This is a genomic window from Bacillus sp. SJZ110 (assembly GCF_006715455.1).
Lineage (GTDB): Bacteria > Bacillota > Bacilli > Bacillales > Bacillaceae > Bacillus > Bacillus subtilis.
The window spans coordinates 443,085-458,567 of record NZ_VFNF01000002.1 but is presented as its reverse complement, the minus strand read 5'-3'; the positions used below and the strand labels follow the sequence as shown (position 1 = coordinate 458,567).

Annotated in this window: 16 protein-coding genes and 2 riboswitches; of the genes, 6 read left to right on the top strand and 10 right to left on the bottom strand. The window is 42.1% G+C overall.

The genetic code is table 11. The annotated features are described in order from the left end of the window. Positions 1–79: 79 nt before the first annotated feature. Positions 80–183: riboswitch (yybP-ykoY riboswitch) on the bottom strand. Positions 184–230: 47 nt separating this feature from the next. Beyond that, positions 231–896, bottom strand: a complete 666-nt coding sequence (locus tag FB592_RS07990) for a DedA family protein (RefSeq protein ID WP_026113618.1) — start codon at positions 894–896, stop codon at positions 231–233. A 180-nt stretch (positions 897–1,076) separates the two neighbouring features. Here FB592_RS07990 and FB592_RS07985 point away from each other — a divergent pair, with 180 nt between their 5' ends. The 3 genes from FB592_RS07985 to FB592_RS07975 all read left to right on the top strand — a co-directional run bounded on the left by FB592_RS07985 (position 1,077) and on the right by FB592_RS07975 (position 6,290). Next, entirely contained in the window at positions 1,077–3,479 is a 2,403-nt protein-coding gene (locus tag FB592_RS07985) for an EAL domain-containing protein (RefSeq protein WP_041850903.1), read from the top strand. 87 nt (positions 3,480–3,566) lie between these two features. Next, on the top strand, positions 3,567–4,451 hold the full coding sequence (ku, locus tag FB592_RS07980; protein WP_049139799.1) for a non-homologous end joining protein Ku: 885 nt from the start codon (positions 3,567–3,569) through the stop codon (positions 4,449–4,451). Between the two features lie 3 nt (positions 4,452–4,454). Then, a complete protein-coding gene (locus tag FB592_RS07975) occupies positions 4,455–6,290 on the top strand; it encodes a DNA ligase D (RefSeq protein ID WP_049139797.1) in 1,836 nt (611 codons plus the stop codon). Positions 6,291–6,313: 23 nt separating this feature from the next. On the opposite strand, the gene FB592_RS07970 is transcribed toward FB592_RS07975, so the two are convergent. Both FB592_RS07970 and FB592_RS07965 read right to left on the bottom strand, forming a co-directional pair. Next, a complete protein-coding gene (locus tag FB592_RS07970; RefSeq protein WP_021479427.1) occupies positions 6,314–7,327 on the bottom strand; it encodes a glycosyltransferase family 2 protein in 1,014 nt (337 codons plus the stop codon). 12 nt (positions 7,328–7,339) lie between these two features. Beyond that, entirely contained in the window at positions 7,340–9,034 is a 1,695-nt protein-coding gene (locus tag FB592_RS07965) for a DUF6044 family protein (RefSeq protein WP_049139796.1), read from the bottom strand. A gap of 192 nt (positions 9,035–9,226) precedes the next feature. Between FB592_RS07965 and FB592_RS07960 the strand changes: the two genes are divergently transcribed. Continuing rightward, a complete protein-coding gene (locus tag FB592_RS07960) occupies positions 9,227–10,039 on the top strand; it encodes a metallophosphoesterase (protein ID WP_049139791.1) in 813 nt (270 codons plus the stop codon). 27 nt (positions 10,040–10,066) lie between these two features. On the opposite strand, the gene FB592_RS07955 is transcribed toward FB592_RS07960, so the two are convergent. Next, positions 10,067–10,618 carry a YkoP family protein gene (locus FB592_RS07955; protein ID WP_031314982.1) on the bottom strand — a complete coding sequence of 184 codons (552 nt, stop codon included), beginning with the start codon at positions 10,616–10,618 and terminating at the stop codon, positions 10,067–10,069. 91 nt (positions 10,619–10,709) lie between these two features. Here FB592_RS07955 and FB592_RS07950 point away from each other — a divergent pair, with 91 nt between their 5' ends. Next, the gene (locus FB592_RS07950; protein WP_049139790.1) at positions 10,710–11,831 is read left to right on the top strand and encodes an MGDG synthase family glycosyltransferase; all 1,122 of its coding nucleotides are present in this window, start codon (positions 10,710–10,712) and stop codon (positions 11,829–11,831) included. A gap of 14 nt (positions 11,832–11,845) precedes the next feature. Here the strand turns inward: FB592_RS07950 and FB592_RS07945 are convergent, their stop codons facing one another. The 3 genes from FB592_RS07945 to FB592_RS07935 form a co-directional block, all read right to left on the bottom strand. Then, complete coding sequence (locus FB592_RS07945) at positions 11,846–12,310, bottom strand: MarR family winged helix-turn-helix transcriptional regulator (protein ID WP_003232536.1); 465 nt, start codon at positions 12,308–12,310, stop codon at positions 11,846–11,848. Positions 12,311–12,442: 132 nt separating this feature from the next. Continuing rightward, a complete protein-coding gene (gene ykoL, locus FB592_RS07940; RefSeq protein ID WP_003245766.1) occupies positions 12,443–12,625 on the bottom strand; it encodes a stress response protein YkoL in 183 nt (60 codons plus the stop codon). Positions 12,626–12,712: 87 nt separating this feature from the next. Next, positions 12,713–12,868, bottom strand: a complete 156-nt coding sequence (locus FB592_RS07935) for a hypothetical protein (protein ID WP_003232538.1) — start codon at positions 12,866–12,868, stop codon at positions 12,713–12,715. 194 nt (positions 12,869–13,062) lie between these two features. Here FB592_RS07935 and FB592_RS07930 point away from each other — a divergent pair, with 194 nt between their 5' ends. Further along, positions 13,063–13,395 carry a MerR family transcriptional regulator gene (locus FB592_RS07930; protein ID WP_003232541.1) on the top strand — a complete coding sequence of 111 codons (333 nt, stop codon included), beginning with the start codon at positions 13,063–13,065 and terminating at the stop codon, positions 13,393–13,395. A 42-nt stretch (positions 13,396–13,437) separates the two neighbouring features. Here FB592_RS07930 and mgtE read toward each other — a convergent pair whose 3' ends face one another. The 3 genes from mgtE to FB592_RS07915 all read right to left on the bottom strand — a co-directional run bounded on the left by mgtE (position 13,438) and on the right by FB592_RS07915 (position 15,435). Next, positions 13,438–14,793 carry a magnesium transporter gene (mgtE, locus tag FB592_RS07925; RefSeq protein ID WP_003232543.1) on the bottom strand — a complete coding sequence of 452 codons (1,356 nt, stop codon included), beginning with the start codon at positions 14,791–14,793 and terminating at the stop codon, positions 13,438–13,440. 17 nt (positions 14,794–14,810) lie between these two features. Beyond that, on the bottom strand, positions 14,811–14,933 hold the full coding sequence (locus FB592_RS21075) for a hypothetical protein (RefSeq protein WP_009967087.1): 123 nt from the start codon (positions 14,931–14,933) through the stop codon (positions 14,811–14,813). 91 nt (positions 14,934–15,024) lie between these two features. Next, a riboswitch (M-box (ykoK) riboswitch) is annotated at positions 15,025–15,190 on the bottom strand. Positions 15,191–15,297: 107 nt separating this feature from the next. Beyond that, positions 15,298–15,435, bottom strand: coding sequence for a transcriptional regulator SplA domain-containing protein (locus FB592_RS07915; protein ID WP_003218541.1), 138 nt, complete (start codon positions 15,433–15,435; stop codon positions 15,298–15,300). Positions 15,436–15,483 lie beyond the last annotated feature (48 nt).

The window sequence follows — 15,483 nt, the reverse complement described above, 5'->3', positions numbered from 1 at the left end:
TTTCTTTCTCTTCATCCGATCTTATGCCGGCCGGACCATGCAAAAAAGACCTTTGCCGACATAAGGCAAAGGTCTTGCTAGACATGAATTCAGGCATGCCAACAAAGCCGATGGATACAATCCATGAAATGACGACTTTGTTTCCGGAATACATTCCGGACGCTACTCCCCTTTGGGATTTCAAGAAATATGATTTTATACGTCAATGATATGCGCAGCGCAATGATTTGTCAACGTTTATTTTTCAAAAATACAGATAATTGTTCGGAGTGCGTGCGTTTCTTCCTCTTTTTCATCAGTAAGTAGAGCAGGAAAAGCGCCAAAATGGCTATCCCGATCGGAAGCATATATTGATCAAGAATAGAGCCGACTTCCTTCCAATTTTCACCGAGCTTCACACCGAGATAAACATATACAAATGTAATCGGAAGCATAGCAATGAATGTATAAAGCGAAAACACCCAAACATTCATTTTTGCAATTCCGCACGGTATGGAAATCAATGTCCTGATGCCAGGCAAGAAACGGCCGCTGAAGGCGACAAAGCCTCCATGTTTTTTGAAAAATTCATCTGACTTATCAAGCGCTTCAGGTTTAATAAAGAGATACTTCCCAAAACGTTCAAGAAACGGCCTTCCTCCGTACCGGCCTATCCAATACAGCGTAAGCGGACCGGCCACTCCCCCAAGCGATCCTGCCAAAACAACGCCGGCAAGTGTCATATCGCCTTTAGATACCCAATAGCCCGCAAGCGGCAAGACGACTTCGGCCGGGATAAACTCAATACTGAGCGCTAGAAATATTCCAAAATAAGATAAGCTTTTAAATGCTTCTATCCATGACATAACCAGCTCTTCGATAGCCACCAACTCCCTTGTTTCATGTTTATGTATCATACACTTTTGTTTTTTCGGAAAACGTCAAGATGATTTTAACACATTTTTCACGGTCAGTTGAACTAAAAATAGATCTCCCTCGTATTTCTATCGTTTTGAAGGCTGAAACTCTGCGGTTAAGCAGCCGATAATAAAGAGAGTCAACAAGACTGGAACACACGATACGGGGGGAATCTCCATTTGGAAATACACGTTACATATAATACGACGCTCATATGTTTATCTTTTCTTATCGCCTGTACCGCCTCGTATATTTCCCTTGAACTTTCAAGGAAAGTCACCATCAATACAGGCTTAAAAAGTAAAATTTGGCTGATCGGCGGCTCACTTATTATGGGATTCGGTATTTGGTCAATGCATTTTGTAGGGATGATGGCGGTCCATATGGAAATGCCGATGGAATATGAATTCATGCCTTTAATGGCAGCCATTGGCGCATCTGTTTCGGGATCATTTGTGTCATTATATTTTGTCAGCCGGCACATACTTACATATTACAGACTGCTTACCGGATCAGTTGTGCTTGGTGCATCTATTGCTTCTATGCACTATATCGGAATGTCTGCCATTTCCCGGGTAATGATTATTTACGAACCGATTTTATTTACAGCTTCAATTATCATTGCGATTGCAGCCTCTTTCGTCTCGTTAAAAATATTCTTTGACTTGGCCGTAAAAAAACATTCTGAGCATCTTATATTCTATAAAGTCGTCAGTTCAATTGTAATGGGTATTGGGATTTCGGGCATGCACTACACAGGGATGCTTGCGGCAACTTTCCATAAGGACACGGCTCCGCCCGGAAGCCATATGGAGGTGCAAACGTTTCATTGGTCAATTTTTGTTACTTTAATTATTTTTTGTATCCAAACGTTATTGTTATTCAGTTCCCATGCAGATCGAAAGTTTATTAAACAGAGCGAACGCATAAAGGATAACGAACAGCGATTTCAGTCTTTAATCGTCCACAATATTGATGCAATCTTTATTTTATCATTAGAAGGAGACATAATATCTTCCAATCACGCTGGTGAGGAAATGATCAGCAAATTTGGCTTCAGCATGCATGACTGGAGGAATTACACATCACAGAAGATTAAGCGCCTTTTTGAGCAAGTTAAAAAAGATAAACAAGCGATGAACAGCGATAGCGAACTTATCACTGAAAAAGGCCAGTTTCACTTAAATATTACGCTCATACCTGTTGAGGTCAATCAAGAACTGGACAGCATTTATGTCATTTGCAAAGACATGACGAAGCAGTACAAAGCAGAAAAAGAAATCCATAGAATGGCTCATTATGATTCGCTTACAGACTTACCTAACAGAAGGCATGCCATCTCTCATCTAACAAAGGTGCTGAATCGCGAGCATACCTTGCATTATAACACCGTTGTTTTCTTTCTCGACTTAAACAGGTTTAAAGTGATTAACGATGCATTAGGGCATAATGTCGGCGATCAACTGCTTCAGTTTGCGGCTAAACGTTTGTCATCTGTAGTCCCTGATAACGGATTTATCGCCCGTCTTGGCGGTGATGAATTTATTATTATATTAACAGACGCCAATACAGGAACAGGCGAAGCAGATGTTTTAGCAAGAAAAATTATCCAAAAATTCAAAAAACCTTTCAAGATTCAAGATCACACCCTTGTCACATCTGTCAGTATCGGGATTGCGATATCTCCAAAAGACGGGACTGATGGCCTTGAATTGATGAAAAAGGCTGATATGGCGATGTATGCGGCTAAAGAACGAAACAAAAGCAAATACAGATACTATTCTTTTTCAATTGGCAACAAAGAAACCGTCAAGCTTAACCAAGAGATGGTACTCAGAGAAGCAATCGAAAACGATAGATTTGTCTTGCATTATCAGCCGCAATTCAGTGTAAAAAAACAAAAAATGACAGGAGCAGAAGCACTGATACGCCTTGTGACACCAGACGGGCAACTGCGTCCGCCCGGAGAATTCATCGGTGTCGCAGAAGAAACGGGACTTATTATTGATATCGGAAAGTGGATTATAGATGAAGCATGCAAGCAGGCAAGGATTTGGCACGACAAAGGCTATGATCTTTCTGTCGCCATTAATATTTCCGCCAGACAGTTCCAATCCGAAGATCTGATTCCCCTCATCAAGGATACGCTTAATAAATACCAGCTTCCTCCGCAGCTTCTTGAAGTGGAGGTGACGGAAAGCATGACAATGGACAATCTCGATCACTCCAAAAAGGTTTTGTCATCCCTTACAGAATTAGGAATCAGAATCAGTATTGACGATTTCGGTACTGGTCACAGCTCCCTTAGCTATTTGAAGGACTTCCCGATTCACAGGCTGAAGATTGACAAATCATTTATTGACGATATTCAGACCCATCCTAAATCAGAGCAAATTACCGGAGCTATTATTGCCATGGGGCATCAGCTGTCTTTACAGGTGATTGCCGAAGGTGTGGAAAATGCAGCTCAAAAGCAGCTTCTATATGAAAAAGGCTGTGACCATTTGCAGGGCTTCTTTTTCAGCAGGCCAATACCTCCGGAACAATTCGAACAATTCATTATTGAACAGCCGTCGCAATAACAGCGCCGGCTTTTTTTCACCCATAAGTTACTACACATGAATCGTACTCCTTCTCTTCACACTAAAGAAAAAAAGGGGTTTATCGATATGCATACAATGTGGAAAGGATCGATCAGCTTCGGATTAGTAAACATCCCCATCAAGCTATATGCGGCCACAGAAGATAAAGATATTAAACTGCGCAGCCTCCATAAAGAGGATCACGCACCAATCAAATACGAGAAAGTTTGCACAAATTGCGAAAAAACTCTTAGTCCTGATGAAATTGTGAAGGGATATGAATATGTAAAAGGGAAATATGTAGTGCTGACGGACGAAGATTTAAAAAGCTTAAAACAGGAGCATGAGGAGAAAGCGGTTGAAATTGTTGACTTTGTTCAGCTTCAGGAAATTGATCCGATTTACTTTAACCGCTCCTACTTTGTCGGCCCCGGGGATAATGGGACGAAGGCCTATACCCTGCTGCGTGAGGCGCTGCGCTCAACCGGAAAGATCGGTATCGCCAATATGACAATCAGGTCAAAGCAGCAGCTGGCGATTCTCCGCGTTTATGAAAATTGTATCGTCATGGAGTCTATCCATTATCCCGATGAGGTCAGAAGCGCCGCTCATGTCCCAGGTGTACCTGATCAATCGAATGTAAACGATAAGGAACTGCAAACTGCTATCACATTAATAGATGAACTGACTGCTGAGTTTGAACCTGAGAAATATGAAGACACGTACCGACAGGCGCTGCTGCAAAGAGTCAACGACAAGCTAGAAAATAAAGAAACGGCCGTCACTCCTGATAAAGCGCCACCTCGTGAAGATGTCATTGATCTGGTAAGCGCTCTGCAAGCCAGCATTGACAGAACCAGAAGGCCGAACAGGGAGACACCGGCTACCGCACCTGCACAAGCCGCTGAACCGAAAGGAGCCGGAGATAAAAAACAAAAAACAACTAGAAAAAAAGCCTCCGGCACGTCATAGCCCATGGCGTTTACCATGCAGCCGGTCTTAACTTCGTCACCGCCAATCGGAGCAGAATGGCGTTACGAAGTAAAATATGATGGGTACCGCTGTATTCTCCGCATCCATTCTTCAGGTGTGACCTTAACCAGCAGAAATGGTGTGGAGCTCAGCAGCACCTTCCCTGAAATCACACAATTCGCCAAAACTGCCTTTCAGCACATGGAAAAAGAGCTTCCGCTGACACTTGATGGTGAAATCGTATGTTTGGTGAATCCTTGTCGTGCAGATTTTGAACACCTTCAAGTGCGGGGGCGTTTGAAAAGGCCAGACAAGATTCAGGAATCGGCAAACGCGCGGCCGTGCTGCTTTCTCGCCTTTGATTTGTTAGAGCGAAGCGGAGAAGATGTAACGCTTCTTTCGTATTTGGACCGCAAAAAATCGCTGCGTGAACTCATATCCGCAGCAAAGCTTCCTGCATCTCCAGATCCTTACGCAAAAGAAACCATTCAATCCATTCCCTGTTATGATCATTTTGATCAACTCTGGGAGATGGTAATAAAATATGACGGAGAAGGAATTGTAGCGAAGAAAACAAACAGCAAATGGCTTGAAAAGAAGCGGTCGTCCGATTGGCTCAAATATAAAAACTTTAAACAAGCTTATGTTTGCATAACAGGGTTCAACCCTAACAACGGGTTTGTGACGGTATCTGTGTTAAAAAACGGAATAATGACACCGATTGCCTCTGTCTCGCACGGAATGCGCGATGAGGAAAAAAGCGCTATACGCGAGATTATGGAACAGCACGGACAGCAAACACCCTCAGGCGAATTTACGCTTGAACCTTCGATTTGTGCAGCTGTTCAATACTTAACAATTCTCCAAGGCACATTAAGAGAGGTATCGTTTATCGGTTTCGAATTCCAAATGGACTGGACCGAATGCACATATGCGCAAGTCATACGACACTCCAAACCGGTTCACCCAAAGCTCCAGTTCACAAGCCTGGATAAAATCATATTTGAAAAGAATAAAAAAACAAAAGAAGATTTTATTCAGTATATGATTGAAGTCAGTGACTATCTGCTCCCATTTCTGAAAAACCGGGCTGTCACCGTCATCCGCTATCCGCATGGATCTAGGAGCGAATCATTTTTCCAAAAAAACAAGCCGGACTATGCGCCGGATTTTGTTCAATCTTTCTATGATGGGAGCCATGAACATATTGTCTGTGAGGATATGTCTACATTGCTATGGCTTTGCAACCAGCTTGCTTTGGAGTTTCACGTTCCTTTTCAAACCATTAAAAGCAGGCGTCCGGCTGAGATTGTCATTGATTTAGACCCGCCTTCGCGAGATGACTTTCTTATGGCCGTGCAGGCCGCAAATGAACTGAAGCGGCTGTTGGATTCCTTTGGCATCACATCGTACCCGAAGCTGTCCGGCAACAAAGGCATCCAGCTTTATATTCCCTTGTCTCCCGAGGCATTTACGTATGAAGAAACACGCCACTTTACGCAGCTGATCGCAGAGTACTGCACCAATGCATTTCCCGAGCTATTTACCACTGAACGCTTGATTAAAAACAGACACGGCAAATTGTATCTTGATTATTTGCAGCATGCAGAAGGAAAAACGATTATCTGTCCTTATTCGACGAGAGGAAATGAGCTTGGGACTGTCGCAGCCCCTCTCTACTGGCATGAGGTGCAATCATCTTTAACACCCACTCTGTTTACAATTGATACGGTCATCGATCGAATTAAGAAGCAGGGCTGCCCATTTTTTGATTTTTACCGCAACCCGCAAGACGAACCGCTTAGCGCCATATTGCATCAGTTAAAGAAAAAGAGCTGACTAATGAAGTCAGCTCTTTCCGTTTAACTGTACTTTTTTTCTAACCGCTCTTTTTCCTGGCGCTGGAGCGGGCTCAGCTGCTCATTATACAAATCAATATCAATCGCGTATTTCGGCCGTCTTTTCACTTCAGAAAAAATCGTTCCAATATACTCTCCGATGATGCCAATTCCCATCAATTGCAACCCGCCCAAAAACCAAATGGATATGATGAGAGACGCCCAGCCTGCATTCGTATGGCCGAGCAGCTTTTGAATAAACGCGCCAATCCCTGCCACAGCGCTGAGGAAAAACAAAACAAACCCTAAAAGCGTAAAGAATCGAATTGGTGCGACACTGAATGAAGTAATCCCGTTAAAAGCGAAGGATAGCATCTTTTTCAGCGGATATTTCGTTTTGCCGGCAAAGCGTTCCTTGCGGTCATACAACACTTCGGCCGATTTAAAGCCGATCATAGGGACAATACCTCTTAAAAACAGATTCGCTTCCGGATAACGCTCAAGCTCTTCAAGGGACCTTTTATTCATTAAACGAAAATCAGCATGATTATAAATTAATTTAATCCCAAGCTTATTCATGAGACGATAAAACCCTAACGCGGTCGTGCGCTTGAAAAAGGTATCGGTTTTTCTGCTCCGGCGTACACCGTAAACGATCTCGCAGCCCTCATGATACTTCAGCATAAAATCCCGGATCACAGAGATGTCGTCCTGAAGATCAGCATCGATCGAAATGACGCAGTCTGACCTATTCTTCGCTTTATGCAGTCCGGCTAAAAGCGCTTTTTGGTGGCCGACATTGCAGGCTAATTTTAAGCCGGTAACCTTCTTGTTTCTTATGCTCTCCATAGCAATTAAAGCCCAAGTGCGGTCTTTGCTGCCATCATCGACAAACAGAATTTTACTGTCTTCAGCAATTAATTTTTCTTCAATTAAATCATCTACAACCTCTGTCAGCTGACAGCTTGTTTCTTGAAACACTTCCTCTTCATTGAAACACGGGACGACGATGGTTAATACTGGCTGTGACTGTTTCAATCGATATCCTCCTTATCTTGTTTCATATAAATAAATGCGCCAGGCGGAATCTTTATGGTCAAACGTCTTTACGAGCGCGAGATGGTTTTGTTCAGCATTCATGATCGGAACTGAAGAAAAAATGTACCGTCCGCCCATTTTTTTAAATACATCTGTATTTAATTGAAGGTTGTTGATCGTTTTCTTCGAGTTCTTTTTGAAATCATATCGTTTACCGAGTTCATCGACAAAAAGGTAGCAGCGGCTGCCCCATTCATCAAAGTATTGTTTCAGCCGAGAATTTTTTTCCAGCTCTTTTTCGATGATTTTCCTAAATTCATATTTATATGAAAGCGGATACAGATTGTTATACGTATCTAACGTATAAAACCCGTTATATTGGGCGATAGACGGATGCAGTCCGATGCTCGCCACCCTGTACGAATCCTGCGGACGTCCGATATATTCCTTAATCTCTTTGAATTGCTCCGATGCATAAAACTCCTTGAATGTCGGCGCGTTGTAATGAACGCCATACGTATATTCTTCATTAAAAGGCGCCAACACCATCAGCTGTGCAGCGACTGCGGCGTACACAAGCCATTTCCATCCTTTCCCCATCCGCCAAATGAGATATAAAGCAAGCGCAAAGCTCACGTATATAACAAGCGGCCGAAGAAAATGAAAACGGGCAAAATTAAATTCAGCTAAAAAGGCAAATTTCTGCTTTGGAACAGCCCAAATTTTGTTGAACCAAAACGCATACCATAATGACAATCCATAATTAAGCACACATAAAAACAGATAAACATTTTCTGGCTTTGTCCGATTTCGTTTGAACAGCAGAGCAGCAAATACGACCAGCAGGATCGGAAGGATGACAACGGTATGAACGGTCATCACATGATTATGGCCATAGACAAAGTTTTTTACGGATAGCCGAAGAGAATGCCAAACGTCATGCCTGGATGAGATAAATTCGATACGATGCATCGGTGCGTGTTCAAACAGCATCGAATAGACAAGCCGATATTCAACGAAAAGATAGATACTCGTCATAAATGCAATACTGCCTAAGAACATCAAATTCCATCTTCTTTTTGTAATGGCATCATACAGCCAAAAAAACGCCATCCCTGCCAGGAAAAAGAAGAAGCCTAGAACAAAGCTTGAGTATAGAGGGAGCAAGCCCAGCGTCAGCCACTCTCTCCATGAGATATCCCCTTTTCGGATATTTAAAAAAGCCCACAGTGCCAAAGGGTACCCAAGCGTACTCAGCATTCCCGAAGGCCAGAACGGTGTTAAGGCAAATGCAAGCGATACGCCAATTCGGATGAAAGCCGCTTTTGGTTCCGGGATTATATGTTTCTTCAGCAGCACATACATTCCAAAAAAAGCGACAACTCTTGTAACCGTCTGGCTTATTGCATAGGCGGTCATGGAAGAAAAGAAAGCATGGAGCCAAACAATTCCGCTCCACTCGGTGCCAAAGGCATCCCGGGGCAGCCCGTTAATGATTTGCGGAATGGCAGCGTCAACCTTGCCGACGATTTCTCCGCTATCGGCCAGAACCTTGTACCAAGCGATGTTGGAATCTAAATTATCGTGGACCCGGATATGGGCATCTTCCTTTAAAATAAAAAGCGGGGATACATACAATAAAAGAAGAAATAATGCGATCCAGAGATAATATGTTTCTTTTTTTTGTTGTCTCATCAATCGTAACATTGCTTACACATCCATTTGTTATTCTGACTCCGTCGGCATGTTCTGCCTCATGTGTCAAAATTTATTATCCCTTTTCCCTTCCAAATCATTCATCATATGACAATCCGTTTTTCAACCTGTCTCTACCCATTAATTCCCGCTATCCATAGGGCTTGATCACTTACTATACTGATAGAAGGGAGGGGATATATTTTGTTTACAATCTTACTTTCATTGGCCATACTCGTATTTGTGCCATTTCTATATAAAGCGAACCGCAATACAAAAGATGTGAAAGTCAACACCATTTCAATCGACCAAAAAGACGGCCTTCCAACCAGAAAAAAATTAAATATCCTTCATTTATCAGATCTTCACTTGGAAAACATTTCAGTCTCACCTGAGGAGCTGTATCATTTAACAAAAGATCAGCCTGTGGACATCATTGCTCTTACCGGGGATTTTCTTGATCGGAAACGTAATATTCCGAAGCTGGCAGGTTACTTGAACGCCTTGCAAAAGCTAAAGCCTGCATATGGAATGTACGCGGTGTTCGGTAACCACGATTATGTATTGAAAGAAGAGGACTTTCAGAGACTGAAGCGAGTTTTAGAGGAAAACGGCTGTATCACGCTGCAAAATGAACATGTTCGAATCGAGACGGCTGCAGGGCCAGTCAATATTATTGGCATTGATGATTACAGTACGAATCGGAGTAATATCAACGGCTCTTATCGAAGTCTGGAAAATGGCTATCATCTTGTCTTAACACATGACCCAAATATTATTCTGGATATGAAAGATGTTCATTATGATTACCTGCTGTCAGGACATTTTCACGGCGGGCAAATTCACTGGCCAAAACCGTATCATTTGGTGAAAATGGGAAAGCTCGTGCGAATGAACATGATTAAAGGCCTTCATTATCATCACGATAAACCATTTTATATCAGCGAGGGCTTGGGACAAACCGGCGTAAATATCCGTGTCGGAAGCCGTCCTGAAGTAACATTTCATCAGATTTAATCAAAAAAGACTGTGCTGACCGAGGCATCAGTCTTTTTTTTGATAGGTTTTCTGCAGCTTTTCTTTTGAGATAAACAAATAGGATGAATTCGGTAAATGCCGCAAGCTCACAGGCTTTGAAGTCAAATATAAAATCGGCACATGGGACACTTTTTTAAAGCATCTGTAAAAAGGATTCACCGGGGTGATCACATCAAAGCCGAGCCTTTCCACACCTTTGTCAAGCATTGTAATCCCAATGATTCCTTTGATTTTCTCGCTTTTTTTATGATTGTTAATATAGTCAAGAAGAAGCGGCATCGATTGATATACTTTCTGATAAATAATGATTCCCTTTCTGACTGCGCTCTCAATGCTTTGAAGCTCCCTGATCAGCTTTATGTTATGCAGGTGGATTTTAACGAGCACATCATTTTTTCTTATATGCGTTCCGTCGCTAAGCACGACATGATGTCCTTTGTACTTCGTCAGCCTGACTCGAAAGACGCTTTTACGATCTTTGTCAACCAAGGTCAGCCTTGAAAAAAAGAAATAAATCGGGTCAACCACTCTCCATATGGAAAGGAAACAAGTTTTCATCTTTTCACCTTCCTTATGATCAAAAACACCCTTATATTTTGTGAACGTTCTCCTCAAAATATAGTTGCCATATTTTTTTAGGAGGACTGTCATGAAAAGCATTCTCATTTTTCCTTTTTTAAGCATTTCCACCGGCCATCATCATGTGGCTGATGCATTGCAGGCTGAATTAGAGTCTCAAGGGCTGGCAGCTGAAAAGATTGATATCTTTTCACATGCGTATAGCCGTTTAGAAAAATTGTCCTCCGTGGCTTATTTAAAATGGATTCAATATTTCCCGAAAACGTACAGCGGCATTTACAGGCTCCTCGCCTGCGGAGAATTTCAGCATGACAAACGCTATTTCATGTACGAATGGCTGTTCACACAGCAAATGAGGCACATCCTCCAAGAAAAACAGCCTGATATCGCCTTCTGCACACATGCGCTGCCTTCTTATCTGCTGAACCGACTAAAGCCTGAATATCCGAATCTGACGGTTGTGAATGTATACACTGATTTTTTCGTGAATCAATTATGGGGACGGAAGAACATTGATTACCATTTTGTTCCGAGCACGGAAGTAAAGAAGCAGCTAATATCAGAGGGGATCGATCAGAACAACATATACTTGACCGGCATTCCAGTTCACCGAAATTTTGAAATGGAATCAGCAGATACCTTGCAGCACCATCCGCCATATACCATCATCATCACAGGGGGCAGTATGGGGGTCGGTGGGATTTTAAAATGGGTGCAGGAACTGTCGCCAGGCGGAAAGATCTTATACAAAATATTATGCGGCAGAAACGAAAAGCTCTACTCCTATGTCAAAAGTTTACACCACCCCTTGATTGAGGCGATTCCTTACCTTCACAGCAAAGCAGAGATGAACCGTTTGTACGAACAGGCGACAGGCATCATGACTAAACCCGGAGGCGTGACCATCAGTGAATGCTTACAGAAACGGCTTCCGGTATTTATTTATCATGCACTGCCGGGACAGGAGGAAATGAATTTAAACCTTCTACATGAAAGGAAGCTCGTCACAGATATGAGAAACTGGGACATGCAGAAAGCAGAAGAGTATATCGCGGTATTTTTTCAATCGAACGAACAGATGAAGGAGTATAAAAAACACGTCAATGGATACCTTGGCGAAATGTCTGATAGGAAGATTGAAGATGTTTTAAAAAGAATCATATGGAAACAAAAAAACACTCTCCTGAAATAGAGAGTGTAGAATAGTTAACGAAACAGCAAATGCTGGCTGTGTATGCCTGCTTTCTTGAGCAGGACGATCAGCTGGTCCTGTTCATCAGGCGAAAGACCTGAAAACGCTCTCGCAATACGCAGTGCATGAATCGGATAAATTTTATCCAAATACTCATTTCCCTTGTCAGTTAAATGTGCGTAAACAGAGCGTTTATCTTTTGGGTCCTGCTCCCTTACTAAAAACCCGTTTCTTTCTAGTTTGTCAATAACATATGTGACGTTTCCGCTTACAAGCAGAAGTCTCGACCCAATTTGCTGTAATTTTTGCGGGCCTCTTGTGTACAGGAGCTCCAGTACAGCAAATTCAGTGGGATTAAAACCGTGCTCTTTGCTATCACGGATACTATGTTCGGACACACTTTTGAAAGCCCTTGCAAAAACTCTGTACAAATTCATCGCACGCTCAACTTCTTCTTCGTTAAACGATAATCTCATCATATCTACCTCGTATATAGGATTTTTATAAAAAAATAATGAAAACCCTTACATATAATAAGAGTTCAGTCCCTTACTATACGTATTCGCTATAATTCGAGAAATTCCTTCTAAAAGCAAAAAAATCCTTATACATTATCTTGTATAAGGATAATTTTTATGATTTGTAATGCTTCGAAAGAAATAAGCGTATTCTTTCCGAAGCTCAGAAATCGTCATTTTGTTCATGACCTCTTTATTATAAACCCCAATCTGATAGAGTTTTTCAGAATAATGGCGTCGTTCTTTTTCTAAAGCGGATTTCAATAAATTACTCATAGCGTCCTCCTTCATTTTGAGGTATCCTATACAAAAGATACTCTTTTTAAATGAACGTGGTATGAATCTAATGTAAAGAATTTATGTTTACGAAGATTTTCGGTATTGTCCGTTTTGAACCGATCTTAATAATTGAAAAGCCTGTTCTCCGGCAAGCTGCATAAACGTCTCCAGCATTTCATCACGCTTGATATCCAACTCTATAATTTCTTTTGCCAGTGAGACCGCTTTTTCTTCCTCCATGATTATCCTTCCTCCTCGTTTGATTCGTTACATAAAGGATAAAACGCGCTTGGGTGTTACGCATTATTCTTGTTAATTTTTCTTCCGTATTTTTTCAAAAATCTTCTATTTGATGTTAGAAAATATGACAAGCGTCAGGTTTTTTCTCTTTGTTTTTTATATACTATTATCAAAAGACATCCAGGGGTGGAAAAATGACCACAGAAGATCATTCTTATAAAGACAAAAAAGTGATTTCAATCGGAATTGTGAGTGAATTGACAGGATTGTCCGTAAGACAGATCAGGTATTATGAGGAACGAAAGCTCATTTACCCGCAGCGTTCTTCAAGGGGGACAAGAAAATACTCCTTTGCCGATGTGGAGCGGCTGATGGATATCGCCAATAAGCGTGAAGACGGCGTACAGACGGCAGAGATTTTAAAGGATATGCGCAAAAAAGAACAGATGTTAAAAAACGATCCGCAAGTGCGGAAAAAAATGCTGGAGGGGCAGCTTAATGCTCACTTTCGGTACAAAAACCGTTAAATAATAAAAGTCCGGCTCGCAGTTGAGACGGACTTTTTACGTTTATAATGAGTGAATGAATGCAGTGGCAATGCCAAAGTAGATTAATAAAGATAAAATATCGTTTAACGTTGTAATCAGCGGTCCAGAAGCAATCGCCGGGTCTACTTTCAGTTTGTGCAAAATAATAGGAATAATCGTTCCTGACATCGTGCCGATGATTAAGGTTAAGAACAGTGAAGAGGCGACAACAAATCCCAAAAGCGCATTCCCCTGCCATATGATGGAGACAATCGCAATCAGCACAGAACAAACCGCTCCGATAAAAATGCTTGTTCTGAACTCCCGGAAGATCAGGCGCACAATCGTTTTTTTGTTCATTTCTTCTTTAGACAAACCTCTGATGACAACCGCGAGAGATTGTGTTCCCGTATTTCCTGTCATCCCTGACACCATCGGCATGAAAAACGCAAGCGCGACAACCTGCTTCAGCGCATCTTCAAAATAGCTGATAATGCTTCCTGAAATCAGTCCGATAAACAAGAGTAAAATCAGCCATGGCAGGCGCCGGTATGCCGCCACGTAAGCTTTTGTGTCAAAGGTGATGTCTTTACCGGAAGCGGCAAATTTTTCGTAATCCTCATCAGCTTCCCGAATAACGACGTCGATAATATCATCGACCGTCACAATACCGACAAGCACGTTGTTTTCTTCTACAACCGGTATTGCCAAAAAATCGTAACGTTCAATCAGGCGGGCAACTTCTTCCTGGTCCTGAAGAGCATCTGCTGATATGACGCGGGTAAACATTAAATCCTGCACCTTTTCTTCAGGTTCACCCAGAATCAAATCGCGGTAGGAAAGAACCCCAACCAGCTGTTTGCTTTCATTAATAACATATAAGTAGTTGATCGATTCAGCTATTTCAGCGAAGCTTTTCAGCTTGACGACCGCGTCTTTTACCGTGTAATGCTGAGGAATCCACACATACCGGTTTGTCATCATGCGTCCCGCTGAATCAGCCGGGTAATTCATCAAGAGCTGTACAGCTTTTGACTCTGACGCTTCCATGCTGGACAAAAGCTGTTCCTTCAGTTCTTCGTCCATTTCTTCAAGCAATTGAGCGAGGTCATCGTTGTCCATTTTATTCATCGCCAGTGTTGCTTTTGTTTTTCCGACTTTATTTAAGACGACAAGCTGAAATTCGCGTTCCAGCTCCCCGATCATATCAGTGATATCGTCTACAGTTAAATAAGATAAATAGCGGGCACGGTGTTTTTCCGGCATTTCTTTAAAAATAAATGCCATGTCATAGGGCTGAAGCTCATCAATAACACTTCTGAAATCCCTGATTTTCCCGTCTCGCAGTAAAATAATGATGCGTAAAATGAGTTCGTCATAGGTCATGTTTTGAACCATCGGGACTCGTACCTCCTCTACGGAGACGTGCCGGCCTCGCCAGAAGGTGCGGCAGTTCGTCTCCTCATCGTGTAATCAATTGTCTTGCTGTCATAGTATATGGGTACTTCTTCAGATTGACTCGAATGGGGAGAATCCATACTCCGCACCTCCTTTGATTGGTTTCGTTTTAAAGGCATAAAAAAAGCCTTCGGGATTGAAGGTGAAAGAAGCACGGCAAAAAAAGCGTGCGGGCGCCTTCAATCGTAGAGCTTTAGCACTGTATGGCATAGGACAAGCATCCAGCTGCATTAAAAATCACCTTATGTCGATGATTTCTGTTGACCCATTGGCGTCTTTGGACATTTTTGGGCAGCAGCGTATCTCCATACAGGAGCCTCACCTAACGAAGTTCCTAATTGAATTGACACACTGAGATTACAGAAAAAAACAAGCTGTGTCAACTCAAAAAAGTAATAAATGCGCTTACATCACAATTACGGAACAAAACAAGGGCCTAAGCCCTTATTCTGTTGTTTGTGTCTCGTCATCTTCAGAAAGCAAATGATACGTTTCATGAAGAAATAAGGCATACTCTCCTTCCTTCGTCGGATGAGGGACATATTCAGCCTGATTGATGTATTGCTCCTCTTTCTTTTCCATGCGTTTCGCCTCCTTTTCTACTTAGATTGTCCAAAAGAAGGTTTCTTA